The sequence below is a fragment of the Umezawaea sp. Da 62-37 genome (genome assembly GCF_032460545.1).
In the GTDB taxonomy this organism is placed as follows: domain Bacteria; phylum Actinomycetota; class Actinomycetes; order Mycobacteriales; family Pseudonocardiaceae; genus Umezawaea.
This window is the reverse complement of record NZ_CP135965.1, coordinates 1,231,652-1,256,176: the sequence shown is the minus strand read 5'-3', so window position 1 is coordinate 1,256,176 and position 24,525 is coordinate 1,231,652. Positions and strand designations below refer to the sequence as shown.

At 70.6% G+C, this 24,525-nt stretch carries 17 protein-coding genes and 2 pseudogenes; 3 read left to right on the top strand and 16 right to left on the bottom strand.

What is annotated here, in order from left to right; translation table 11 throughout:
• Nucleotides 1–234: 234 nt before the first annotated feature.
• Nucleotides 235–416, top strand: a pseudogene (locus RM788_RS05185) (transposase domain-containing protein); the annotation flags it as partial.
• Between the two features lie 122 nt (nt 417–538).
• Nucleotides 539–688 (top strand): annotated as a pseudogene (locus RM788_RS52875) (hypothetical protein); the annotation flags it as partial.
• Nucleotides 689–741: 53 nt separating this feature from the next.
• On the opposite strand, the gene RM788_RS05175 reads toward RM788_RS52875, so the two are convergent.
• Together RM788_RS05175 and RM788_RS05170 are read right to left on the bottom strand one after the other, a co-directional pair.
• Nucleotides 742–1,056 (bottom strand): hypothetical protein, encoded by a 315-nt coding sequence (locus RM788_RS05175; RefSeq protein WP_315930352.1) that lies wholly within the window; start codon nt 1,054–1,056, stop codon nt 742–744.
• A gap of 7 nt (nt 1,057–1,063) precedes the next feature.
• Nucleotides 1,064–1,588 carry a GNAT family N-acetyltransferase gene (locus RM788_RS05170; protein ID WP_315930351.1) on the bottom strand — a complete coding sequence of 175 codons (525 nt, stop codon included), beginning with the start codon at nt 1,586–1,588 and terminating at the stop codon, nt 1,064–1,066.
• Between the two features lie 376 nt (nt 1,589–1,964).
• Between RM788_RS05170 and RM788_RS05165 the strand changes: the two genes are divergently transcribed.
• Entirely contained in the window at nt 1,965–3,449 is a 1,485-nt protein-coding gene (locus RM788_RS05165; RefSeq protein ID WP_315930350.1) for a S10 family peptidase, read from the top strand.
• A gap of 21 nt (nt 3,450–3,470) precedes the next feature.
• Here RM788_RS05165 and RM788_RS05160 read toward each other — a convergent pair whose 3' ends face one another.
• The 14 genes from RM788_RS05160 to RM788_RS05095 form a co-directional block, all read right to left on the bottom strand.
• The gene (locus tag RM788_RS05160; protein ID WP_315934981.1) at nt 3,471–4,121 is read right to left on the bottom strand and encodes an IS5 family transposase; all 651 of its coding nucleotides are present in this window, start codon (nt 4,119–4,121) and stop codon (nt 3,471–3,473) included.
• Between the two features lie 75 nt (nt 4,122–4,196).
• Nucleotides 4,197–4,961 carry an FkbM family methyltransferase gene (locus tag RM788_RS05155; protein ID WP_315930349.1) on the bottom strand — a complete coding sequence of 255 codons (765 nt, stop codon included), beginning with the start codon at nt 4,959–4,961 and terminating at the stop codon, nt 4,197–4,199.
• 36 nt (nt 4,962–4,997) lie between these two features.
• Nucleotides 4,998–5,996 (bottom strand): phosphotransferase, encoded by a 999-nt coding sequence (locus tag RM788_RS05150; protein WP_315930348.1) that lies wholly within the window; start codon nt 5,994–5,996, stop codon nt 4,998–5,000.
• Nucleotides 5,997–6,112: 116 nt separating this feature from the next.
• Complete coding sequence (locus RM788_RS05145; protein ID WP_399343095.1) at nt 6,113–8,173, bottom strand: PhoX family protein; 2,061 nt, start codon at nt 8,171–8,173, stop codon at nt 6,113–6,115.
• A 73-nt stretch (nt 8,174–8,246) separates the two neighbouring features.
• On the bottom strand, nt 8,247–9,374 hold the full coding sequence (locus tag RM788_RS05140) for a GNAT family N-acetyltransferase (protein ID WP_315930347.1): 1,128 nt from the start codon (nt 9,372–9,374) through the stop codon (nt 8,247–8,249).
• On the bottom strand, nt 9,371–14,284 hold the full coding sequence (locus tag RM788_RS05135; protein ID WP_315930346.1) for a non-ribosomal peptide synthetase: 4,914 nt from the start codon (nt 14,282–14,284) through the stop codon (nt 9,371–9,373). Before RM788_RS05135 ends, RM788_RS05140 begins: the two co-directional genes overlap by 4 nt.
• Nucleotides 14,285–14,314: 30 nt before the next feature.
• Entirely contained in the window at nt 14,315–15,358 is a 1,044-nt protein-coding gene (locus RM788_RS05130) for a MupA/Atu3671 family FMN-dependent luciferase-like monooxygenase (protein WP_315930345.1), read from the bottom strand.
• A 37-nt stretch (nt 15,359–15,395) separates the two neighbouring features.
• Complete coding sequence (locus tag RM788_RS05125) at nt 15,396–16,172, bottom strand: ABC transporter permease (protein WP_315930344.1); 777 nt, start codon at nt 16,170–16,172, stop codon at nt 15,396–15,398.
• Nucleotides 16,172–17,008 carry an ABC transporter permease gene (locus RM788_RS05120; protein WP_315930343.1) on the bottom strand — a complete coding sequence of 279 codons (837 nt, stop codon included), beginning with the start codon at nt 17,006–17,008 and terminating at the stop codon, nt 16,172–16,174. Before RM788_RS05120 ends, RM788_RS05125 begins: the two co-directional genes overlap by 1 nt.
• Entirely contained in the window at nt 17,005–18,012 is a 1,008-nt protein-coding gene (locus RM788_RS05115) for an ABC transporter ATP-binding protein (RefSeq protein ID WP_315930342.1), read from the bottom strand. The genes RM788_RS05120 and RM788_RS05115 overlap by 4 nt, the downstream gene beginning before the upstream one ends.
• Nucleotides 18,009–20,315 (bottom strand): lantibiotic dehydratase, encoded by a 2,307-nt coding sequence (locus RM788_RS05110; RefSeq protein ID WP_315930341.1) that lies wholly within the window; start codon nt 20,313–20,315, stop codon nt 18,009–18,011. The genes RM788_RS05115 and RM788_RS05110 overlap by 4 nt, the downstream gene beginning before the upstream one ends.
• Nucleotides 20,316–20,327: 12 nt before the next feature.
• Nucleotides 20,328–22,283 (bottom strand): aminotransferase class I/II-fold pyridoxal phosphate-dependent enzyme, encoded by a 1,956-nt coding sequence (locus tag RM788_RS05105; protein WP_315930340.1) that lies wholly within the window; start codon nt 22,281–22,283, stop codon nt 20,328–20,330.
• Nucleotides 22,280–23,473 carry a radical SAM protein gene (locus tag RM788_RS05100; RefSeq protein WP_315930339.1) on the bottom strand — a complete coding sequence of 398 codons (1,194 nt, stop codon included), beginning with the start codon at nt 23,471–23,473 and terminating at the stop codon, nt 22,280–22,282. Before RM788_RS05100 ends, RM788_RS05105 begins: the two co-directional genes overlap by 4 nt.
• A complete protein-coding gene (locus tag RM788_RS05095; RefSeq protein ID WP_315930338.1) occupies nt 23,470–24,516 on the bottom strand; it encodes a thioesterase domain-containing protein in 1,047 nt (348 codons plus the stop codon). Before RM788_RS05095 ends, RM788_RS05100 begins: the two co-directional genes overlap by 4 nt.
• Nucleotides 24,517–24,525 lie beyond the last annotated feature (9 nt).

Sequence of the window (24,525 nt, the reverse complement as noted above, 5' to 3'; positions counted from 1 at the left end):
GGACACCGTCGAGGGTCGGGTGGAGATGAAGGGCCCCAAGGCCATGTAGCCAAGGCAGTGGGTGGAGCTGTCAAGGAGTAGGTCGACACCTCGATGTGGTGGAGCAACGGAACCTCGGGTAGAACCAGGGATCTCCAAGATCATCCTGCTGGTGGGAGGTCCTGTCGCTCGATCAGTGTCCCGTTCCCGTACCCAGCCGGGCTGGCGGCGATGACAGGGGTGTCTTCGCACTTTGGTCACTTGGGTGATCTGACCCGTCACCTGTCCGTCGAACTCGTCGACGCCGTCGTCGAGGAACCCGGACCGTTCGGCGTTGGGTGCGACGCTTGCCCTCCTGGGTCGGCATGTACTTCGTGCTGGCCTTGGCGCTGTTTCCGTCATTGGGATATCTGCGGGTCCGGGACACGCTCACCGCCTGACTGGGGGAGCGGCCACGTCTCAGTGAGCGCCTCAACTATGCAGCCTCAAGTCGAGGCCCCCAACATCCATCCTCAAAGCTTCTTCGGGATCAGGATGCCCGGTCCAAGGGGACAACCTCATGCTGTTCGACTGCGGCGTGATCCCCCGGCGGCGCGGCGACGTGCACCGAGCCCTCGTCAACCACCGCGAAGCGCTCGATGCGTTCCGCAAGACCGGTGACGCACTCGGCGAAGCGCAAGCCCTGACGAACATCGGCATCGCGCTCAACCTGCGCGGCGAAGCCAAGCAGGCCAGGCCCTTGCTGCACAAGGCATCTGCGGCCTACCGCGTGCTCGGCAGCAGACTGGGGAGACGTTCGCGTTCAAGGGACTCGGCTCGGCGCTGGCCGCCTGCGGCGAGCGCGCCGCCGCCATCCCGCGCTACGGCGCCGCGCTGGAAATCACCGCCGAGCTGTTCCAGACCACTCGGCGGACCGAGGTGCTGAACCGGCTGGGCCGAGCCGAGCACGCCATCGGTGAGCACTTGGGAGCCCGCGATGCCCTCGCGCTTGCCCGCGAACTTGGAGACCGGCTGGCTGAACCCGAGTAGAGGTGTGGACGACTTGGCCGATGAGGACCTGCCGCGGCAGGTCCTCATCGGGTGCTCACAGCGGTTGGACCGCGCGCAGGTTCTCCGCCTTGAGGGTGACCACCTTCTGGATCGTGGCACCGTCGCCTACCTCGCGGACCAGTTCGAACCCCACCTTGCGGGCCATGGCCAGCGAGGCGTTGTTGGCGGAGCCGACCATGCCGTGCACCTCGGTGAGGTTCAACTCCTCGAAACCGTAGGTGAGGACGGCGTTGAGCAGTTCCGTACCGAGGCCGCGCCCGCGGAACTCGCTCATCAGGGCGCACACGACCTCGTGTCCGTCGACGTTGCCGGTCCGCTTGATTTCGGAATGCCCGACGTAATGACCCTCGGACCACACCGCCCACACGTCGAATAAGTTCTTCGCGTACACCTCTGTGAAGATTTGTCTGAAAAGATCGCGGAGGACGTCCTCCGTCTCCGCCGCCTGCCCCATCCACCGGCAGACCTCCTCGTCCGCGAGCAAGGTGATGAAGTGGTCTTCGTCCGCGGGGGTGTAGGGAGTCAGCAGCAGGCGACCAGTCCGCAATGTAGGAGTCATGAACGGCGACGCTAATCGCTTCGAACTTGCGTGGCAAGGCATAGTTGCACCTACACGCGATCATCTCGTCTTCTGTAGTCACCACTGAAGGAGCGTGGATTACGCGAGAATTCCAAGCTATCGGGAAAAGCTATGGGAGCAGTCGTTGTGAATTTCCACCGAACCAATTGCGGAGCCCGCGAACCGGTGGCGGACCGCCGCAACCATGATCAAGGCAACGATGAGTCGCCATGTAGGACACGGCCCACCGAAGACCTCCTATTATGGGGGCTGGTCATCGCAAAACCAATTTGCTTTGACGGGTCAGCAATTCTTCTTCCTTATGGATCGATTTTTCCTCAGGTCACGTGAAAAAATCCAGGCTAGGTTGTGCCTTATGACGGACACTTCCCCCGAAGAGTTACCCGAGAAGACCGCTCCGGGGACAACCCAGCCTTCGGCAGAGCTGATGGACGATATCGTCACCACCCGGCACGTCCTCACCGTCAAGGGAGGAAAACTGGCGTACACGGCAAAAGCCGGGCGACTCATCCTCCGCAAGGAGGTCATCGAGGATGGCAGTTTCCAACCTCAGGCCGAAGTCTTCATCACCTCCTACACCGTCGACGATGCCGATCCCGGCACCCGCCCGGTGACCTTCGCCTTCAACGGCGGGCCCGGCTCGTCGAGCATCTGGCTGCACATGGGTCTCCTCGGGCCGCGTCGGGTGCTGTCCGGTGACGTCGACGACTTGGTGCCGCCGCCGTACGGGCTGGCCGACAACCCCGACACTCTGCTGGCCCACAGCGACCTGGTGTTCATCGACCCGGTGTCGACCGGTTACTCGCGGCCGGTCAACGGCGTGGGGACGCAGGACTTCCACGGGTTCAAGAGCGACATCGAGTCCGTCGGCGAGGTCATCCGGATCTGGGTTTCGCGCCACGAGCGGTGGCTGTCGCCGAAGTTCCTGGCCAGCGAGTCGTACGGCACGCTGCGCGCCGCCGGGTTGGCCGCGCACCTGCAGGACCGGCACGGCATGTACTTCAACGGCCTGATGCTCATCTCCTCCGTCCTCGACCTGGGCACCCTGCAGTTCACCGAGGGCAACGCCCTGCCGTACTCGCTGTACGTACCGACGTACGCGGCGATCGCGCATTACCACGGCCTGCACAACGACCGCCCGCTCGAAGACGTCCTGGCCGACGCGGAGGCGTTCGCGTCCAAGGACCTGCCGTGGGCCCTGTCACGCGGGTCGCGGTTGTCCGCTGAGGACCGGGCCGCGGTGGTTGCCACGCTGGCGTCCCTGACCGGGCTCAGCGAGTCCTACGTGGACCGGGTCAACATGCGGATCGAGCACATCCGGTTCTTCACCGAACTGCTGCGCCACCGCGGCATGATCGTCGGCCGCATGGACGGCCGGTTCACGACGTGGGAGTTGGACGGCGGCCGCGAGCACATGGGCGACGATCCATCGGTCTCGCGGGTGGTCGGCGCGTATTCGGCGGGGTTCAACCACTACGTGCGGGCCGAATTGGGCTATCGGAACGACCTCCCGTACGAGATCATCCACGCGGAGACGTTCGCCGAGTGGTCCTACGCCGACTTCGAAGGCCGGTCGGTCTCGGTGGTGAAGTCGCTGAGCTCCGCGATGCGCGGCAACCCGGACCTGCGGCTGCACGTGGCGTTCGGGTACTACGACGGTGACACCGCCTACTTCGCGGCGGAGCACGTGCTGGCGCAAATGCAGATTCCGGACGACCTCCGCGAGCACATCGACACGGCGTACTACCCTGCCGGACACATGATGTACATCCACGAACCGTCGCGGATCCGGCAGTCCGAGGATCTGGGCAGGTTCATCAAGAAGGCGTCGAACCGCTGAACTTGAGTTCAAGAGGGTGTCTCACATGGGTAGTTTCTTGAAGCAGGTCAGCGCTGCGGCCAGAGCGAGAAACGCGCAGAAGTTGTTGCCGTGTCGTTCGTATCGGGTGGCCAGGCGGCGATAGTCGAACGTCCAGGCGATGGTGCGTTCGATGACCCAACGGTGTCGGCCCAGGCTGTCGCTGGGCTCGATGCCCTTGCGGGCGATGTGGACGCCGATGCCGCGGTCGCGTACCCATCCACGCAGTTCGCTGCTGTCGTAGGCCTTGTCCGCGTGCAGTTTGTCGGGCCTGCGGCGGCGGCGACCACGTCGGGACCGGATCGCGGGGATCACCATCACCAACGGTGCGAGTGCCTGGGAGTCGTGGGTGTTGGCGCCGGAGACCGCCACCGACAGCGGGATGCCCTGACGGTCGGTCAGAACGTGGATCCGCCGCCACACCCCGGCCTTGGTCCGCTCGGTGAACCAGCGGTGCGCGGTCGGCACCGTCACCCCGAACGACGGCGGCAACAACCGCCAAGGACAACCGCTGGTCAACACGAACACGATCGCGGTGAATACCGCCCGATCATCCACAGGGGCGGTCCCGCCACCCTGAGGACGGGCGGCGAACCCAGGGATCAACGGCTCGACCAAGGTCCACAGCTCATCGGGCACCAAGCGCTGCGACACGTCGTCCACGACCGAAGATCATGCCAACGACCACGTGCAAACCACGTGAGGCACTCTCTGAGCAGCGACACGCTACTAGCGACAGGCGTAGACCATGTGCAGGTCCAGCGAGGGGGCGATCATCGCGGGGCGTTCCACGGTGGTGGTATAGCCGTTGGTCCGGAGGAGGTCGACGACGTCCTCCAGCCGGTTGTCGACCTGCTGCACCTCCACGACGAGCTGTCCGATGCGCTTCCAGTCGGTCTCGGTGATCCCCTTGAGCACCTCGAGTTCGGCGCCCTCGACGTCGATCTTGACCAGGTCGATCCGCTCGACGTGCGGCCACTCCCGGAGCAGGTCGGACAACGGGCGCACGGGCACGTCCTCGGTGTGCGAGCGCATGGTGTGCTCGGTGACCTCCGCACCCCGGTCGTTGCGCATCAGCTCCCGCAGGGAGTCCTTCTCGTCGGGGTAGCGGGTGGAGTTGGCCGGGAGGCCGGGGAAGTGGTGGAACGTGGCGGTCTCCGCCCGCGCGCCCAGGCCACAGCGGTAGACGTGGCAGTCGGTCAGGCCGTGCAGTTCGAGGTTGCGGCGCAGCACCTCGCCGGTGTCGGCCATCGGTTCCACGGCCAGCACGGTGGCGTCGGGGGCGTTGTGCTTGACGAACAGGCAGAAGAGGCCGATGTTCGCACCCGCGTCCACCACGAAGGCGTCACGCGGCAGCACGATGCCGTGGCGCAGGTAGTCCCGCTCCTCGAAGATCTCGCCGTGGAGGAACCGCGCGTCGTCGGCGGCGTCGGGATTCGCGGCGGTGTAGCACTCCAACGTCGGGGTCAACCTCACCAGGGACAACTTTTCCATGACTTCCTCCAGCCGGTCGATCGGATGGGTGGGGCGTCAGCGGCGCGCGACCAGGTCGAGCAATGCGTGGAGCTCGGCCCGGCGGGGTAGCCGGGCCAGGGCGTCGCGGATCCGCTGCCGGGCGGTGCTCCTCGTCGCGGCGTCCGCGTCGATGTCCAGGGCCAGTTCGGCCTGGACGAGCACGTAATTCAGCTGAGTGGCAATCCGCATCCCGAAGGACGACAGGCCGTGCAATTCCGCCTTGCCGCCGGCGGCGCGGTACGCCTCCACCATGCGCTGCGCCCCCGTGGTGTCGACGGTCCCGTCCACGACGTGCCAGTGCGCGAGCACGAAACCCAGTTCGCGCTCGGGACTGCCGGTGTTGGTGTCGTCCCAGTCGAGGACGGCGAGCCTCCCCCGCACCAGCAGGAGGTTCGGCGGTTGCAGGTCCAGGTGCAGGATCTGCGGGACGTCCGTCGGGAGTTCCGCCGTGAGCGCGCCCAGGTCGAGGAGCCGTGGCAGGGCTGCGACGAGTTCCGCCGCCCAGTCGGCTCCGGCCCGCGTGCCCGCGGCCGCCAACGCCGCCCAGGTGGCCTCGTCAGGGCCGACCGAGTACCAGGGGTCGGCGTCGTTGACGGGAACGGCGCCCAAGGCGTGCATCCGCCCCAGCACGTCACCGACCAGTTCGGGGACCTGGCCCGCGCGGACAGGGGTGCCGTCGAGCCACTCGTAGACCCGTACGAGCTTGCCGCCCCACTCCGGTGGCAGTCGGACCAGGTAGCCGCCGTCCAGGGCCGGGATGTTCGCGGGTGACAGGACCCCGGCGCCGTCGGTGAGGTCCCGGAACGCGACCTCGCGGCGCACGTCGGACTCCTCGAGCCCCCACAGGAACTCCTTCACCGCGTAGCGCGCCGCACCGGTCTCCAGCCGCCACACCACGCCGACCGAACCCCGCCCCGCGGCGACGATGGTCCGCGGCCCCTGGTGTTCGACCGCGAAGCGGGCGCACAGGTAGTCGGCGAACTCCGGACGGCCGTCGCCAACCCCGGCGGTCATCCGGCCACTTCCCATCGGAACGGCCGCCGTGCGAACGGCGGTGTCGAATCGGACTGGCGCAAGTGCACTCCTCGAACTCGGTGATCAGGGGTGGTGGCGTGGGGCGGACGGTCGGGTCAGCCGCCGATGCGCCCACGATCGGCCCGGTGGACCGCGACCACGGACGGACGGGGCTGACCGGTGCCGCCGCCCGGCCAGTGCGAGGCCGGGTTCTCCACGGTGGCGCCGTCCACCTCGCCGGGGTGCTGCACCGAGACCAGCACGAACCGCTCCGCCACGACCGGTCCGCACGCCTCGGCGCCCACCGGCACAGTCAGGAACTGGCGGACGCGGCCGCGTTCCGCTCCGTCCAACGGGGTCGCGAACAGGCCGTCGTTGGAGCCGAGCGCGTTGCCGTCGGTGGTGATCCACAGGTTGCCGTGGACGTCGAAGGCCACGTTGTCAGGACAGGAGATCGGGCTGACAGCGGTCTTGTCGTACCCGCCGTAGTAGGTGTCGGCGGCTTTCGGGTCGCCGCACACCAGCAGCAGCTTCCAGCCGAACCCGGTGGCGGTGTTGTCGGAGAGGTGCTCCTGGATCTCCAGCACCTGGCCGTTCTTGTTGCCCACGCGGGGCGCGACCTCGGTGGCGCCCTCCTTGCCCGCCTTGCCCCGGTCCGTGTTGTTGGTGAGCGCCGCGTAGACCTTGCGGGTCCGGGGGTGCGGCTCGACGTCCTCGGGGCGGTCCATCTTCGTCGCGCCCACCGAGTCGGCCGCTGCGCGCGTGAAGACGTAGACCTCCTCGGCGGAGAAACCGGGGACGAAGGACTCGTCGTTGTGCGCCAACGGGATCCACCGACCGCTGCCGTCGAACTCGCCGTCCGACGGCGGCTTTCCGGAACCGTCGATCTCCTCGGGCGGGCTGTCGCCGGTGAACTCGGCGACGTACAGGGTGCCGGAGTCGAGCAGGCGCTTGTTGTGGTCGCGGGCGTGCTTGCTCCACCCCGGTTTGACGCGGTCTTCGGTGACGAACTTGTAGATGTACTCGAAGCGCTCGTCGTCACCCATGTACGCGACCACGCGGCCGTCGGGCGCCACGATCACGTTGGCACCCTCGTGCTTGAACCGGCCGAGGGCGGTGTGCTTGACCGGCGGCTCACCGGGTTCGAACGGGTCGACCTCCACGACGTAGCCGAACCTGTTGGCCTCGTTGGGTTCCCGCGCCAGGTCGAAGCGCTGGTCGAACAGCTCCCACTGGCGGGCGCCCGCGCCCTTGGGGAACCCGTAGCGGGCGAGCCGCGCCCTCGTGACGGGATCGGTGACCGCGTCGGCGTTGGCGAAGGCGCCGTTGACGTTCTCCTCACCGGACAGCACCGTGCCCCACGGGGTGAGGCCGCCGGAGCAGTTGCTCTGCGTGCCCAGCACCAGCCTGCCGGTCGGGTCGGCCGACGTCCGCAGGTGCGGCGACCCGGCGGCCGGTCCGCGCACCTTGAACGGCGTCGTCAACGTGATGCGGCGGTTGTACGTGCCGTCGACCACGGCGCGGAGCCCGCCGGTGGCGCGGTCGAGTTCCACGAGCACGACGGACATGCCGTGCGCCGCCCAGCCGATCTCCGCCTGCTCGCGGGTCAGGGGCTGCTTCCCGAAGTCGCGGAACATCAGCTCCTCGGACGTGTACTCGTGGTTGTTCACCATGAGCCACTTGTCGTCGCGGCCGGGGACGGGGACCAGGGCGCAGTAGTCGTTGTTGTACCCGAACTGCATGGCCTGCGCGGCCGCGGTCTGGTTGTCGAAGTCCCACCCCGGCGCTCCCGGCACCACGGGGTCGCCCCAGCTGATCAGGACCTCCTGGACGTAGCCCTCCGGGACCACGACCGCGTCTTCGCGGTTGGGGGCGACGGGCTCGAACGCCAGGCCCGAGGTGTCCCCGCCGGTGTTCCGGCCGGGCGCGGCCCGCGCGACGGCCTTGCCCAGAGGCGATGGACCGCCGCCCGCGACGGCGAGGACGACACCGGCCCGCAGCACCCCGCGCCGCGACAGGGCCTTGCCCGCGATGTCGCCGAAGTACTCGTTGTGCGAGCGGTTCGGCTCGTCGCTCGCACACGCGCTGCCGCACCGGTTGGCGCAGGTCATCGCGGACCGGCCCAGCGGGTGGTCGGGCGCCAACTGAAGACGGGGAACCGGCTTCTCCCAGGACAAAGCTACCTCCGTGAACTCGTGGGAACGGCGGTGCGGACGGGGTTGCCGCGCATCCGCACAGGGCGGGCTGTCGTCACACCGGGGCCTCCACGGCGCCCCAGACCTCCGCGCGGACGTCCTCCTCCCGGTCGGTCAGGGAACCCGCGCACGCGGTCGCGAGCGCGGCGGGCCACCGCACCACGCCGTGCAGCGGTTCGAGCCTGCACCCGCGCAACCGCTTGGCGCGGTAGGCGCCGTTGCCGAAGCTGAACCGGCGCACCCCGTTGTCCAGCCCCCACAGCAGGGGCTCGTAGAACATCAGGTTGAAGTAGACGAAGTCCCCGCCGACCGCGGAGTAGTCGAAGCCCACGCTGCGGATGTGCAGGGTGTCCCCGTCGCGCAGGCAGACGCACACGCCGACGGTCGCACCGCCGCGGTCGGCGGTGAACACCAGGACATCGTCGTCCAGCGTCGCGGCGAGGTCCCGGTAGTCCTCCAGCACCGACTCCACCGAGGCCGCCACGCCGTACTTGCCCGCCAGGTGCACCTGCAGCCGCGCGGTCCGCTCGCCCAGCACCGCGGTCGACTCGTGCACACCGGTCCGCAGACCGCTCGCCAGGTACTGCCTGCGCTCCCGGCGGATGGTGCTGCGCCGCCCGCGGGAGCGCCCGGCGAGGTAACCGTCGAAATCCGTCCACTCGACGTCGAGGACGGTGTCGGCGCCCACCACGGCGTGCTCACGGGCTCCCAACGCGTCCGCAAGCCCCTCGACCAGCCCCGCGTCGGTGAGGTAGGCGAACGTCAGCACCGAGCCGTCCACGTCGGCCAGCGCCGCCGCCGCGGTGACCAGTGCGGCGCGGACCTCGGCCTCGACGCCGCCGAGCACCCGGAACAGGCAGCGCGACCCGGAGACCGCCGAGAACAGCTGCGGGTAGAGCCGGACGCGCGGTACCGGCGGGACGCCGGTGGGCCCCGGCCACAGGAGCTCGGCGACGTCGTAGTTGGCCGAAGCGCGGGACTCGTCCTCGCACGCGCGCAACGCGGTGAGGCCCAGCAGGTCGCCCCGCCCGTTCCTCGCCGTGACGTAGCGCATCCGCCCCCGTGACCGCCGGTCGCAGTACCGCAGCCACGGGGCGGACTCGTGCAGGGGGACGTCCGGCGCGAGTCGCCGGTACTCGTCCGCGAACGCCTCCACGTCGTGGTGGACCGCTGTCGTGATCATCGGGCACCGGCGTCGAGCACGGAGGCCAGCTCGCGGACGGTCGGGTGGTCGAACACCAGGTCCACGCTGATCGTCGTGCTCATCCGGGCCTTGATCCGCGACACCAGCCGGAGCGCGAGCAGCGAGTGCCCGCCGAGGATGAAGAAGTCGTCCTGCGCGCCTACCCGCTCGCGCCCCAGGACCTCGGCCCAGATCCTGGCCAGGTCCTCCTCCTTCTCCGACAACGCCTCGGTGGTGCCGGGGTCCGGCTCGTCCGCGGGCGCGACCACGGGGTCGGGCAGCGCGCGGCGATCGGTCTTCCCGTTGACGGAGACCGGGATCGCGGCCACCACCACGAAGTCCACCGGCACCATGTACGCGGGCAGCAGCCCGGCCAGGTGCGCGGCGAGTTCGGCGTTCGTGGGCACGGCACCCGACTTCGACACGAAGTAGCCGACCAGTCGCATCGGCTCACCCCGCAGGTCGACGGCGCAGTCGGCGACCGCGTCGTGCGCGCGCAGGGCGTGTTCGACCTCCTCCAGTTCGATGCGGTAACCGTGCAGCTTCACCTGGCCGTCCACGCGGTGCAGGAACTGGAGATCACCGTTCGGCAGGCGCCGCACCACGTCACCGGTGCGGTAGAACCGCTGCCCCGGCGCGAGGTCGACGAACCGCTCGGCGGTCAACGCGGGCGAGGTGTAGCCTGCGGCGAGCCCGGCTCCCCCGATGTGGAGCTCACCTGGCAACCCGACCGCCGACGGCTGCCCGCTCGGGTCGAGCACCCGGACGTCGGTGTTGGCCAGCGGCCGACCGATCGGCACGCTGGTCTCGTCACCCCGCACGCGGTGCGCCGTGGACCAGATGGTGGTCTCGGTGGGGCCGTAGAGGTTCCAGCAGGTGTCAACCCGATTCGCCAGCCACGCGGCGAGATCGGCGGGCATGGCCTCGCCGCCGCACAGCGCGGTGAACCCGGCCGTCGGCCGCCAGTCGACCTCGGAGAGCATCCGCCACGTCATGGGGGTCGCCTGCATCACGGTGGCCCGCGACTCGGCGAGCAGCGCCGCGAGGGCCTCGCCGTCGGCCGCGACCTTCGTCGGCGCGATGACTACCGCGCCGCCGACGACCAGGGGTGCGAAGAGCTCCAGCGCGGCGATGTCGAACGTCGCGGTGGTGACGGCGAGCAGCACGTCCCGGTCGGTGATCCCGACCTGGCGGCTGATCGCCCGCAGCAGGTGCGACAGCGCCCCGTGCGGCACCCGGACGCCTTTGGGATCGCCGGTCGAGCCGGAGGTGTAGAGGACGTACGCGAGGTCGTCGCCGTCCGGCGCGGCGGCGGCGAGGTCACCGCTGCCGCACTCGTCGACGAGCACGACCGCCCGGTCCGCGAAGAGCCCGGCCTGCCCCCGCTCGGTGACCACGACCTCGACGCCGGCGTCGGCGAGCATGAAGTCGTTGCGCGCCTTGGGGTGCCGGTGGTCCAGCGGCACGTAGGCCGCGCCGGTCATGACGGTGCCCAGCAGCGCCACCACCAGGTCGCAGGACCGGTCCACGCACACCGCGACCCGGTCGCCGGTACCGATGCCCCGCCGGATCAGCGTCCCCGCGAGGCCTGCCGCCCGACCGTGCAGCTGCCGGTAGGTCAGGACGTCGTCGCCCGCCCGGACCGCGACGGCGTCGGGCAGCGCGGCCACCTGCGATCGGAACAGGTCGACCAGCGTCGGACCGGTCTCGTCGACGGCGATCTCGGGGACACCCGCCGCGATGGCCTCTCGGTCGGCCTCGACGAGCATGTCCAGCGAGTCCACCGGTGCGTCCGGCGTGTCCACCGCGGTGGACAGCAGGCGCTGGAAGTGGCCGACCATGCGCTCGGCGGCATCGGGGTCGATCAGGTCGGTGTTGTACTCCCAGATCAGCGTGAGCTGTTCCCGGTCACCGGGAGCGCCCGCGGTCCGGAGCTGCTCGGCGCGCGGCACGACGACGACGTTGACGTCGAACTTGGCGCTGTCGTTGTGGTACTCGGTGAGCGTGCCCACCGCGTCCGGCCAGTCGAAGGCGGGCACGGGGGAGTCGTGGAAGCTGAAGCAGGTCTGCACCAGGGGGTTGCGGCTGGCGTCGCGGGGCAGGTCCAGTGCGCGCACCACGTCCTCGAACGGGGCGTCCTGGTGGTCGAGGGCCTCGAGCACCGCGGTCCTGGTTCGCGAGGCGAGCTCGCGGAACGACTCGGCACCGGTGACCTCGGTCCGCAGCCCCACCATGTTGACCAGCATCCCGATGAGGTTCTCGGTCTCCGCGCGGTCCCGGTTCGCCATCCACGAGCCGACGCACAGGTCCCGCGCGCCGCTGTAGCGGTGCATGAGCAGGGTGAACGCCGAGAACATGAGCACGAACAGCGACAGGCCCTCGGCGGCTGCGAACTCGCGCAGCCTCGCGTAGAGCGGTGCGGGCAGGGCGACGCGCGTCGCGCGCCCGGTGAAGGTCTGCTTCGTCGGACGGGGGCGGCTGATGGCGAGGTCGAACGGCGTCACCCCGGCGAGGCGGCGCTGCCAGTAGGGGAGCACCTCGGCCTGCCTGCCGCCGAGGTAGCGCTCCCGTTGCCAGGCGGAGAAGTCGGCGAACTGGACCGGTAGGTCGTCCAGTTCGGGCTCCTCGCCGCGGACCAGCGCGCCGTAGAGTTCGGAGACCTCGCGCCAGAACACCGCTACCGACCAGCCGTCGTGCACCAGGTGGTGTTCGGTCTCGGTGATCACCCAGTCGTCGTCGGCGACCCGGTAGAGCTTCCAGACGATCAGCGGGCCTTGTTCCAGGTCGAACGAGCGGGCGATCTCCTCCTGCTGGCCGTGCTTCAACGCGGCCTCGCGCTCGGACTCCGGGTGGTGGCGGAGGTCCTCCTGCGGGAGCGGCACCTCGGCAGGCGGGTGGACGACCTGCACCGGCCCGTCGAGCGAGTCGTGGAAGGTGGTGCGCAGGATCTCGTGCCGGGCGACGACCCCGGTGAGCGCCCGCTGGACCAGCTCCGGCCGCAGCGTGCCGGTGAACCGGACGCCGCACTGGAAGTGGTAGGCGCGGTTGCCGCCGACGAGCCGGTCGAGGAACCAGACCTGCTCCTGCCCGAAGGACACCGGCGACGGCGTCCCGGCGACCGACCTGGGCACGAGGGCGGGTTCGGTGTCGGCGGCGCGCTCCGGCGCCTCGTGCAGAGCCCGTGCCATGCGCTCCACGGTGGGGTGCGTCAGCGCGAGCCCGATCGGCACGTCGACGGTGAACTCCCGGCGCAGCCGCGTGGCGACCTGCGCGGAGAGCAGGGAGTTGCCGCCCAGGTCGAAGAAGTGGGTGGTGCGGCTGGTGACCGGGCGGCCGATCAGGTCCGTGAGCAGGTCGGCCACGCGTTGCTCGGTACCCGGCCTCGGAGGCTCGCCGTCACCCGTCGACCCGGACCCGTCGGCCAGCTCGCGCAGCGCGGCGCGGTCGACCTTCCCGTTGGCGGTCAACGGGAAGGTGGTGACCGGGTGGAGGGAGCCCGGCACCAGGTAGGCGGGTAGGAGTTCGTCGAGCCGAGTCCTGATCCGGGCGGCGTCGAAGTCGTCGGTGACGACGAACGCGGTGAGGCCGGTCAGCGCGGTCCGGGGGCCGGTGGCGACGGCAGCCGCGCCGTGGACGCCGGGGCAGGCCAGCAGCGCGGCCTCGACGTCGCCCAGTTCGACGCGGTACCCGTTGACCTTGACCTGGTTGTCGGTCCGGCCCAGGAACTCGATCCGGCCGTCGGGCGTGCGCCGTCCCCGGTCGCCGGTGCGGTACAGGCGCTTCCCGGTGTCGGGGTGGGTGGGGAAGCTGGCCGCGGTGCGCTCGGGGTCGCGCCAGTAGCCCCTGGCCAGACCCGTCCCGGTGACGCACAGCTCACCGGCCCGGCCATCGGGGACGGGGCGCAGGTCGTCGTCGAGGACGAGGCAGTCCTCGCCCGGAAGCGGGACGCCGTAGGGGATGCTGGTCCACGACGGGTCCACGTCGCCGATGACGTGCACCAGCGAGTTGATCGACGTCTCGGTCGCGCCGCCCATGCTGACCACGGTGGCGTCCGGGAAGTGCCCTCGGACCCGGCCGGGCAGGCCCACGGGGATCCAGTCGCCGGTCAGGACCACCAGCCGCAGCGCCGGGGGCGCGGGCGTCCCGGTGTCCTCCAGCCAGTTCAGGAGGATCCCCATCAGCGCGGGCACGGTGTGCCAAACGGATACCCCGTGCCGCCGCATCGACGCGACCCAGTGCGCGGGGTCGCCCGCGGTGTCGGCGGAGGGCAGCACGAGCGCGCCCCCGACCGCCAGCGGGCCGAAGATGTCGTAGACCGAGAGGTCGAAGCTCAGCGACGACAGACCGATCGTCCGGTCGGCGGGCCCGACCCCGAACCGGCGGTCGATCTCCAGCACCGTGTCGGTGACGCCGCCGTGCTCGATCATCACGCCCTTGGGGACGCCCGTGGAGCCCGAGGTGAAGATGACGTACGCGAGGTCGCGCGGGACGTCGGGGGAAGGTGTGCCCGCCACCCCGGTCAGCTCGTCGTCCACCACGGACAGGTCCACCCCGGTCAGCCCGTCGAGCAGACCGGGCTGGGTGAGCACGGTCGCGCACTCGGCGAGGTCCAGGACCTGCCGCAGCCGGGCGGCGGGCAGGCCGGGGTCGACGGGCAGGTAGGCGGCTCCGGACTTGAGGACGCCGAGCACCGCGACGACCTGCTCCCAGCCCTTGCGCATGGCGACCGCGACGAGCCGGTCCGGGCCGGTGACCGGGCGCAGCCGCACGGCGACGGCCTCGGCCAGCTCGTCGAGCTCCCGGTAGGTCAGGGTCCGGTCGGGCGTGATGACCGCGGCCGCCCCCGGCGTCCGGGCGGCGGAATTCTCGACGAGCCGGTGCAGCGACCGGTCGGAGGTGTTGTGGGCCACGAGGTGTCCCCTTTCTGGTTGGTCCGGTGCTCAGCGCAGATCGGCGACGAGTTCCCCGAGGTGGTCCATGCCCTGGAGCACGGCCTTGCGGTCGACGCCGAAGTCGACGAGGCAGGCGATCTCGTCCACACCCGCCTCCTGGAGCGCGCTCACCGTGCGGTGCGCCGTGGCCAGGGAGCCGAACAGACCGCTCTCCTTCGAGTAGCGGTCGAAAGCGCGCCGCACCAGCACCTCCACGTCCTCCTCGCTCACCTCGTCGATGCCCTCGGTGGTCGGGCCGGAGCGGGTGGTCAGGTCCAGCGAGCTCGCGAGGTAGCGGCTGAAGGGCTCGCGGATCTCCTCCAGGACCTGCTCGTCGGAGGTGCCGAGGTAGGTGTGCAGCATCAGCGTGACGTGGCCGCGCGCGTCGGGGCCGTGGGTGGCGCGCAGCGCGTCGCGGTAGACGCCGATGTTGCGGGCCAGCACCGCGGGGCGCTGGCCGAGCATGTGGGTGAGCAGGTTCCCGCCGAGCACGCCGGCGGTGCGGAACGTGTCCGGGTTGCCGGAACTGGTGATCCAGAAGGGCAGTTCGGGCTGCACGGGGGTCGGGTAGATCCGCACGGTGGCCTGCTTGCCGCTGCCGTCGGTCCTGGTGACGCTGTTGCCCCGCCAGAGCCCGCGGACCACCTCGATGTGCTCGGCCAGCAACTTCCGGCGGTCGGGGTAGGCACGGGTAGGGTCGGGGTGCAGCAGGAAGTCCGTCGCGTGCCAGCCGGAGGCGAAGGCCACCGCGGCGCGGCCGTCGGAGAGGTTGTCGACCATCGACCACTCCTCGGCGACCCGGATCGGGTCGTGCAGCGGCAGCACGACGCTGCCCGCGCGGACCCCGATCCGCTTCGTGACCGAGGCCACCGCGGCACCGGTGACGGCGGAGTTGGAGTACAGGCCGCCGAACTGGTGGAAGTGCCGCTCGGGGGTCCAGACCGCGGTCAACCCCGCCTCGTCGGCGAACCGGGCGCCGTCCAGCAACAGGTCGTACCGCCCTCGGTCGCCGCCCGAGGCGTCGTCGGCGAAGTAGAACAGGCTGATGTCCATCGTGGATCCCTCTGTCGGGTCGGGGCAGTCGTCTTGGTCAGGCGGAGGCGCCGGAGTAGCGGCGCAGGCCTGCGCGCCAGAGCGCCCTGGAGGTGAGTGCGAGCGCCAGTGCCAGCGCGGCTTGGGTCGCGAGGGTCTGGAGCGTCAGCCGGGACGTGAGCGCCTCCGCGGGCACGGTGACGGCCAGGCCGATCGGCACCACGAACGTCAGGCCCGCGCGCAGCCAACCGGGGTAGATCCCCACCGGCCACCGCGCCGCCTGGTAGATCCCGGAGAACAGCTCGGCGACGTTGTCCAGCCGCACGAACCAGAACGCCGTGGTGGTGATGATCATCAGGAAGCTGTGCACCAGCACGGCCCCCAGCACGAGCGACACCGCGAACGCGAGCAGGTCCAGCGGATCGACGCCGCCGCCCAGCCATACGGCGACCGCGACCACGCCGGCGCCGGTGAGCAGGTCCAGTCCCTGCCACAGCTGCACCACGCGGACGCTGACCACCAGCTGCGCGTCGACCGGTTTGGCCAGCACGTGGTCGAGGTCGCCGTCCTGGATGTCGGTGAGCAGCTTGAGCGCGGCGGGCATCACCACCATCTGCACGAAGCCGTTCATCATGGTGAACACGCCCATCACCACCAGCAGCTGCTGGGACGACCAGCCGTTGAGGCGGTCGACCTGTCCGAACACCAGCGCGAGCACCGCCACCCCGGTGACCAGCGACAGCGCGGAGTTCAGCAGGCGCACCAGGAAGTTCGCGCGGTATTGGACCTCGTTGAGCACCTGGACGCGGAGGAACCGCCAGACCAGACCGGTCATCACGCGCCCACCCCCGAGTACCTGCGCACGGCCCGTTTCCACACCACGGCCACCAGCCCCGCGCCGACCGCGATCCACAGCGCCTGCATGCCGAGTCCGCCCAGTAGCTGCGCGGTGGACCGCGGGCTCACCAGGGAGTCGATGGGGAAGCCGAACGTCCACTTGAACGGCAGGTGGTCGGCGATCTCCTGCGCCCAGCCGGGCAGCAGGGTGAGCGGGACCAGCCGTCCGGACAGCAGCAGCTCGAAGACGAGGTAGAGCTCGAACAGCGCGCCGGCGCGGGTGGTCCAGAACGTGACGAGGCCGAGCACCCACAGGAACAGCGACCGGATGGTGAACGCGCCCCAGATCGCGACCAGGAACACCGCCACCTGGACGGGGCCGACGTCCAACGCCGGCTGGAACAGCCATGTGAGCAGGGCCGCGATCGGTAGCCACAGCGCGATCCAGACCACCTTGGCCCCGGCGAACCCGGCGAGGTCGTAGTGGATGGGGTGCACCGGCAGCAGGAGCCGCCCGGACATCCGGCCGCTGGCGATGCGCCACTCGAAACCGGTCGGCGCGTAGACCAGGTTCATGTTCCGGACCAGGGTCCACAGGATGTAGTAGGCGGCCAGCGATCCCGCCGTGTAGCCGCCGACGCTGCCGCCCTTGGCCTCGGCGATGGTCCGCCACACCACCAGGTAGATCACCGGCTCGGCGAGCATGCCGACCAGGAACAGGTAGTTGCTGGCCCGGTAGCTGAACTGCTGGACGGCCGACAGCTTGGCCGCCTGGACGTAGAAGTCCGCCAGCGCCCGGATCCTCGCCGCGGGGCGTTCCCGCACCGCCGTCATCGCGGGACCCCCGACACCGCGCCGGAGGTCCCCGAGGAGAAGACCTGCTCGATGACGTCCTCGACGGGTGGTGCCTCGACGGTCAGGTCGAGCACGTTGTGCTCGGAGAGCAACTTCGCGATCGTGGTCGGCGCGAGTTCGCGGGGCACCCGCAGCCGGACGCGCCCACCGTCGGTGGAGCGCACCTCGCCGTAACCGCTCAGATCGGCGTTCGCCTCGTCGAGGGTCACCTCGATCTCCTTGTGGGCGGCGAACTCCTCGCCCAGCGCGGACAGGTCGCCGTCGAACAGCGGCCTGCCGTGGTGGACCACCACCACCCGCTTGCACAGCGCCTGGATGTCAGCCATGTAGTGGCTGGTGAGCAGGACGGTGGCGCCGTGCCGACGGCTGTATTCGGCGACGAACGACCGGATCCGCTTCTGCATCGTCACGTCCAGGCCGAGCGTGGGCTCGTCGAGGAACAGCACTTCCGGTTGGTGCAGCAGGGAACCGACCAGTTCGGCCTTCATCCGCTCGCCCAACGACAGCGTGCGCACCGGTTTCCGGATCAGCTCCCCGATCTCCAGCAGTTCCACCAGTTCCTCGCGGGTGCGCCGGAACCGCGCTTCGGGGACCTGGTAGATCGCGCGGTGGAGTTCGTAGGAGTCGGAGGCGGGCAGGTCCCACTGCAACTGGTGGCGGTTGCCCATCACGAGGGTCATCCGGCGCAGGTACGCCCGTTCCCGGCGCGCCGGCACGTGCCCCAGCACGGTCACCTCGCCCGAGGTGGGGTGCAGCAGGCCGGAGAGCATCTTCAGCACGGTGGTCTTGCCCGCGCCGTTCGCGCCGAGGAAGCCGACCACCTCACCGCGCGCCACGGTCAGGTCCACGTCCTCGACGGCGTGGACGGTGCGGGTCCTGCGCCGCAGCAGGTTCCCCAGCGCGGCCCGCAGACCGGCATCCCGTTCGGGTACCACGAAGGACTTGGACAGCCCTCGGACGTCGATCGCCGCTTCGGTGTTCACGACACCCCCTCCCTCTTGTCCACCAGCACGAGTCGGAGTTCGGAGGTGTAGCCGGCGCCGGTGGCGTCCACCAGCCAGTTGTGCCACAGGTCCGGCAGCATTTCCGAGATGACGACGGGCGCCGGGCCGGGCTGGTCGCCCGCCTGGCGCACGGCCTTGGCGAACCGGTCGACCAGCAGGCTGGCGGTGAAGTCGACGAAGATCGGTTTGCGTTCCCCGCGCACCTTGTAGAAGGCCAGCCTCGGCAGACCCCGCGCGACCCGCCAGCGCTGGGCGGCGCGGAACCGGTCGGCCGGTTGCTTCGCGGTCGCCCAGTCGATCTCCGAGGGCGGGAACGACCACGTCTCCCTGGCCAGCACCAGGCGGTCGATCGAGATCCGCGGCCGGTGCGGGGCCGGGGGAAGTGGCTGGAAGGCGTCGACCACGGCCGCAGACAGCTGTTCCCCCAACACTTCCAGGAGGTCGAACTCGCCGTCCCCGCGCAGGGAGCGCACGACCAGCCGTTCGTCCTCGCGGTGCACCTCCAGTGCGGAGGAGGGCATCACCGGGCCGGGGGCGCCGGTGTCGTCGTCGTGCAGGCACCAGTAGCGGAACCGCCCGGACAGCAGCGCCGCGGGGTAGACCCTGGAGTTGACCTGCGGCCAGTCCTTGGTCGGCACGGAGTAGATCCGGCGGTCCTCGTGGTCCTTCGCGCTCGCGGCCAGCAACGCGGTCCGGTCGGGATGCCGTTCGACGAACAGCCTGCTCTCCACGGTGTTGGTCGCCAGGTGCAGTTCGCCGAGCACGACGGTGAACTCCCCGCGCCGCAGGCCGTCCGGCCCGTCGGCGGCGATCAACAGGTCCGGCGCGAGGTGCCGGGCCGAGGACCACGGCAGCGGGGACGCGGGGAACAGCTCGGCGACCCGCGCGGCGATGTCCCGCGCCCGCACCGAGTGCTCGTGCACGCCTGGCGGTACGGCCAGGATGCGCGCCCACCTGTCCTGGAACTCCGTCACGGCGGCGGCGACCGGGCGGGGGAGCCCCGACCGGACCACCAGGTGCGGTGTGGCCACGCCGAGGAGCCGGGCCAGCGGCACCGAGGTGCCGCCGTCGTGGGCGAGGCAGGTGTCGAACAGCCGGTTCAGCAGATCGAGGTAGTTGCGGCCCGCGCGGGCGATGAGCCAGCTCGCGCTGTCGGCGAGGAGCCCGAGCGGTGCGGCGACGGCTTGGCGCACCGGCAGCCCGAGTTCCAGGTCGAGCGCGCGGCGGGTGTCCTCGTAGACGAGCTTGCGGCCCGCGTAGGACTCGCCGTGGCGCCGGGTCGCGTCGCGTCCGGTGATGCGCTGGAAGGTCTCGTCCAGCTCGGCGACCGCCGCCAGCACCTTGTCCGCGTCGCCGGCTGCGGCCGCCGCGGTGTCGCGGGCGTGGACCAGTTCGCCGAGCAGGTCCAGCGCCCGCCGCCGGAGCACCGGTTCGCCGATCAGGATCAGCTTGTCGCGCAGGGTCCGTTCGGGACGCGCCTCCACCGGACCGTCGAGGGACAGGTGCACCAGGTGCCGGTCCCGCCAGTCCAGCAGCGTCGGCACCACGTCGTCGCCCAGACCGCTCAGGTTGCCCAGGTCGCGCACGTCCCTGGTGCCGTCGCAGGCCCGCAGCAGCGCGGCGTGCTCGGCGCTGAGCCGCACCGGTTCGCCGTGCGGCCGTCGCAGGAGGTCGCCGTCCAGCCAGCAGCCACCGACCAGGCGGGGGACCAGCCACGGCAGGATGTCGGGCTCCTCCACCAGCCGGGCGGCCAGCGCGTCGATCGCCCAAGCCTCGAAGTACAGCGTCCGGTCGGTGACCAGCTCCACGCCGTGCCGCAGCCGCACCGCGTCCTCGTCGTCGGTCAACCTGCCCCATACCGCGGGGCCGAAGAACCCGATGGTGTCGTTCTTGGTGGTGTAGCGCTGGAGGTAGTTGGCCATCGCCAGGACGTGGCCCTGGTCGGGGCGCTTGCCGGGGACGCGGGGTGAGCGCACCTTGTCCAGCGCGTTGCGCACCATCGTGGGGTTCTGCCAGGCGAGCGCCTCCCGGAAGCGCGGGTCGGCGGCCAGGTCCCGCAGCCGCGGCCGCAGCAGCTGCTGCCACCGCTCCCACTCCCGCCGGTAGTGGGCGAGGTCGTCCGGTGACCGCCAGGACCGCTCGCCGGCATCGGCCAGCTCGGGGTCGCTGAGCACCAGCACGTCGGCGACGGGGAAACCGGCGCCGCGCAGGACGAACTCCCGCCAGACGTGCCACCCGGTGCCGTCGAGCGGCACCAGGTGCGAAGTGTCGTGCAGACCCACGTGCGTCGCCCCTCAGATCGTGGCGTATTCGGGATTGGACATGCCGCCGAGGCGGTAGCGCAGCGACGGCAGCCCGGTGCACGCGGTCGGCACGCCGAGCCTGCCCAGCTGTTCCAGGACGACGTCGTCCTCGCCGAGCCGTCCGGCGACCTCGTCCGGGGTGCGCGGGCGGCTGAACCGCAGCAGCCGCAGCAGCCGGGTGTCGAACAGCCACGCGCCCATGTCGACCATGCCCGCGTCGACGCCGTCGCGGACGACGGTGCCCTCGGCGTCCACGACCCCGGCCTGCTGCAGGGACCGCCAGCGGTCCACCGCCTCCTGGCCCGGCGGCAGCCACGGGAACCGGTCGACCGCCACCGGGCGGCTGTCGGAGTCGACCAGCGTCCGCCACGAGTGCACGGCGGGCAGGTCCCGCGACGCCAGCGCCAGCAGACTGGCCAGGTGGTCGGGCGCCCAGGCGTTGTCGTCGTCGAGGAAGGCGGTGAAGTCCGCGTCGCAGGTCTGCGCGGCGAGCTGGCGCAGCGCGGCGATCCGCTCGAACGGCGCGTCGGGCAGCACCCGCCCGGTGTCAACGGTGATCACCCGCAGGTCGGGGATCCCTGGCGCCGCGACCCGGTCGCGGGGTGCCGGGCCGTCCCACCACACGGTCACCCGCACGTCGGCGTCGACCTGCTGGGCGGCGACACCGGCCAGCGCCGCCTCCAGTGAGGGGCGGTCGCCCTTGGTCACGACCACGACCTCGACGGAGGGTCGCCGGGTGACCGACCGGGTCGGCGTGGAGCTGCCGGTCAGGGCGTCGACGAGCGCGTCGAGCAGGTCGTCCGAGGCCAGGAAGGCGTGGTGCGGCACCACGACGTGGGTGTCGTGCCACCACCGCGAGCCCTTGGTGGACGCCGTGAGGTGGCCGATCCCGGTGTACTGCTTGACCGTTCCCGGCCGGTAGAGCGGACCTTCCGGCACCGGCGGGTACACCCGGTCCAGCGTCAGGCCGGTCGCGGCGGAGACCCGCGCGACCACCTCGTCCGGCGTGCCCCGCCCGTCGGGGACGCGGACCGCGAGGCCGTAGAAGTTGCCCGACCGCAACGCCCAGTTGTCGGAGGGGCAGTACCAGCCCTCGGCGGCGAGCCGGTCCACGAACCGCAGGACGGCCCGCGACCGCAGCGCGGCCTGCGCCGGCAGCCGGTCGAGCTGGTCGAGCAGCAGGGCCGCCGACACCTCCGAGACGGAGTGGTTGGCGCCGTGCAGCAGGAACGCGGGCTCCAGCTCGTTGGCGGCCGACGCGGTGACGAGTTCCGCGCGCTTGCGGGAGTCCATCACCAGCGACTCCGCCCGCGCGGCCACCTCCTCGTCGTCGGTGAGCACGGCACCGCCCTCGCCGCTGGTGATCACCTTGGTCGCCTGGAGGCTCATGATGCTGATGTCGCCGAGGCTGCCGATGCGGCGGCCGTCCTCGGTGAGCGAGAGCTGGCTGTGCGAGGCGTCCTCGATGATCAGCGAGTCGGGGAAGCGCACCCGCAGCGCGTCGATGTCGGTGTGCTGGGCGTACAGGTGGATCGCGAGCACGACGGCGGGCGAGTCGACCGGGGTGTCCCCGATCAGGCAGGGCGACTCCTCGTCGGCGTCGTAGAACGCGGGAGTAGCCCCCACCCGCAGCACCGAGGTCGCGCAGCTGACCCACGTGGTCGCGGGCATCAGCACGACGTCGCCGGGACCGATGCCCAGTGCCTGCAACGCCACCAGGATCGCGCTGGACCCACTGGTGGTGAGCACGCAGTGCTCGCGCCCGGCCCGGTCGGCCAGCGCCCTGGCGGCGGCGACGTTGCGCGAGACCCACGTGCTGCGGGCGCCGCTGACGGCGAGCCTGCCGCTGAGCAGCGCGCCGCCCACCGCCTGCACCGACCACTCGTCGGTCTCCGGCCACACCGGCCAACGGCGGTCCGCGGGCACCGGGAGGTTCTGCTGGTTCACGAGTTCTCCTTGCTGCGGTTGGCGTTTCCGGCGGGCACCACTGCCAGCGGCAGCGAGGGGCGGGAGGGGACCGGTCGCGACGCGGCGGGCGTGAACCCACCGCACAGCGCGGGCGTCAACTTCACCCGGTGTTCCCCGTAGGGCTCGTACGAGGTCTCGTCGAAGTCGACGTACCTGTTGTGGTAGCACCACTTGCACTCTTCGAACCGCTCGGACAGCCCGTCGCGGCCGAGGGCGTGCTCGGTCCGCAGCCGCTGGTAGTCGGATCCGTTCCAGATGTCGTCGAACTTGGTCGTGGTCAGGTCGCCGAGCAGGTGCTGCTCGGCGGGCGCGCCGATGAGGTGGTCGCAGAAGCCGACCTGGCCGCGGTAGTTGACGTAGCAGTACATCCACGGGTGCGTGCAGGTCTTGTCCGCGTGCGCGTCCTGCGCCCACAGCGGGTCCAGCGCGGCGTTGATCTGGACGTCCACGTCCTGCGCCTGCGCCGCGTCGGCCATCGCGGTCAGCTCGGCCAGCAGCTGCTCGCGGTGGTGGACCAGGTTGTCGGGGTCGTCCTCGCCGGTGGTCAACGGGTTGAGCTGCACCGGGATCCCCAGTCCGGCGGCGATCCGGACGATCTCGGTCAGCTCGGGCAGCGCGGCGGGCTGCACCACGACGTTGAGGTGGATGTTGGCCAGGCCGACACCGCTCACCCGCGCCTCGTCGGCGAGGATCTCCAGGTTGCGCAGGACGACGTCGAACTTGGCGCCCTTGCGGAGCACCTCGAACGTCTCCGGCTCGCCCGCGTCGAACGACACCGCGATCAGCGCCCCGCTGCGCACCAGCTTCCGCCACAGCTGTTCGTTGGGCACCGTGAGGTTGGTGACCAGGCGGATCCGGCAGCCGTGGGCCAGGGTCTTGTCGACGAACTCGGGGAACCGCTTGAGGATGGTGCTCTCGCCCCAGCCGCGCAGGTCGACGATCTCGGCGGTGGGGAACAGCTCCTCGGCCACCCGGTCGAACAGCTCCGCGCTCATGTTGCGGGAGGGCTGGAACGGACCGGCCGAGCGGCACATCGGGCAGGACAGGTTGCAGTTCTCGGTCAGCTCGATGAACAGCACCCTCGGCCTGCTGGTCAGCACCGTGGACCTGCTCTCGAACTCGGCGAGGTTGAGGTCGTGGTTCGCGGCTCGTGCGCCGTTGTCGGTCATCCCGTGTCCGTCCTTCCGGCCAGCGCCTCGCGCACCAGGTCCGCGAAGATCGAGCGGAACTCCTGGTTGGCGAAGATCGCGTACTCGTAGTGCTCGGCGTCGATGTCGTGCAGGTGCAGGGCACCCATGTGCGGTTTCCAGTCCGGCACCACCTCCACGGGCGTGTCCGCGGCGAAGTAGTGCACCTCGCCCTCGTAGCGGCCCGGCTCGTACAGGCGGTCGGCGCGCAGGGTGCGCGCGAAGACCAGCAGCTGGCGTTCGAGGGTCTCGTCGTCCATCTCCTCGGCCAGCGCGTGCGAGCGCCGCAGCGCCTCCACCACACCCGCGTCGCCGGGGGCGACCTCGGCGTCGGGGGTGTCGCCCACCCGGCGCAGCAGCTCCCGCAGCCTGCCCCGCTTGAGGTCCTCCTCCGACTGCAACCTCGACAGCACCGTCGGGTCGGGCGGCTGGCTGTCGAACATGGCGAGCAGGCCGACCTCGGCCCCGGACTCCCGGAGCCTGCGGGCGATCTCGAAGGCGATGGTGCCGCCGGTGGAGAACCCGCACAGCAGGTACGGCCCGTCCGGCTGGACCCGCAGGACCTGCTCCAGGTAGATCGTGGCGAACTCGTCGATGGTCGTGGGCACGTCGCGCTCGCCGTGCAACCCGGCCGCCCGCACACCGGTCAGCTGGACGGGCAGGTGGTCGCGCAGGGTCCTGATGGCGAACGCGTTGCCGGACGCGGAGTGGAAGTAGAACAGGTTCACCGCGCCCGGCACGGCGCCGGAGGGCAGTTGCACGCAGCTGTCCGCGGGCTTCTGGGAGCGCAGGTGGGCGGCGACCCGCTCGACGGTGTCGTGCTCGATGACCGACGCGGCGGTCAGTTCCGCGCTGGTGACCCTGCTGACCCGCAGGGCCACCCTGGACGCCGCGGCCACGTATCCGCTGAGCGCCCCGAAACCGTCGCGCGGGGTGATCTCCGAGGCCCCCAGTTCGTCGGCGTAGGCCTCCGCGACCGCGGCCTCGAGCTCGTCCCGAAATCGTTTGCTGTAGTAGCCGGACACTGGTGATCG

What these genes read in the sequence shown, in the direction of transcription:
- RM788_RS05150 (WP_315930348.1), bottom strand. Translation starts at nt 5,996, where the DNA reads ATGACCGCCGGGGTTGGCGACGGCCGTCCGGAGTTCGCCGACTACCTG.
- RM788_RS05175 (WP_315930352.1), bottom strand. Translation starts at nt 1,056, where the DNA reads ATGAGGACCTGCCGCGGCAGGTCCTCATCGGCCAAGTCGTCCACACCT.
- RM788_RS05130 (WP_315930345.1), bottom strand. Translation starts at nt 15,358, where the DNA reads ATGGACATCAGCCTGTTCTACTTCGCCGACGACGCCTCGGGCGGCGAC.
- RM788_RS05125 (WP_315930344.1), bottom strand. Translation starts at nt 16,172, where the DNA reads ATGACCGGTCTGGTCTGGCGGTTCCTCCGCGTCCAGGTGCTCAACGAG.
- RM788_RS05140 (WP_315930347.1), bottom strand. Translation starts at nt 9,374, where the DNA reads ATGATCACGACAGCGGTCCACCACGACGTGGAGGCGTTCGCGGACGAG.
- RM788_RS05100 (WP_315930339.1), bottom strand. Translation starts at nt 23,473, where the DNA reads ATGACCGACAACGGCGCACGAGCCGCGAACCACGACCTCAACCTCGCC.
- RM788_RS05155 (WP_315930349.1), bottom strand. Translation starts at nt 4,961, where the DNA reads ATGGAAAAGTTGTCCCTGGTGAGGTTGACCCCGACGTTGGAGTGCTAC.
- RM788_RS05165 (WP_315930350.1), top strand. Translation starts at nt 1,965, where the DNA reads ATGACGGACACTTCCCCCGAAGAGTTACCCGAGAAGACCGCTCCGGGG.
- RM788_RS05120 (WP_315930343.1), bottom strand. Translation starts at nt 17,008, where the DNA reads ATGACGGCGGTGCGGGAACGCCCCGCGGCGAGGATCCGGGCGCTGGCG.
- RM788_RS05170 (WP_315930351.1), bottom strand. Translation starts at nt 1,588, where the DNA reads ATGACTCCTACATTGCGGACTGGTCGCCTGCTGCTGACTCCCTACACC.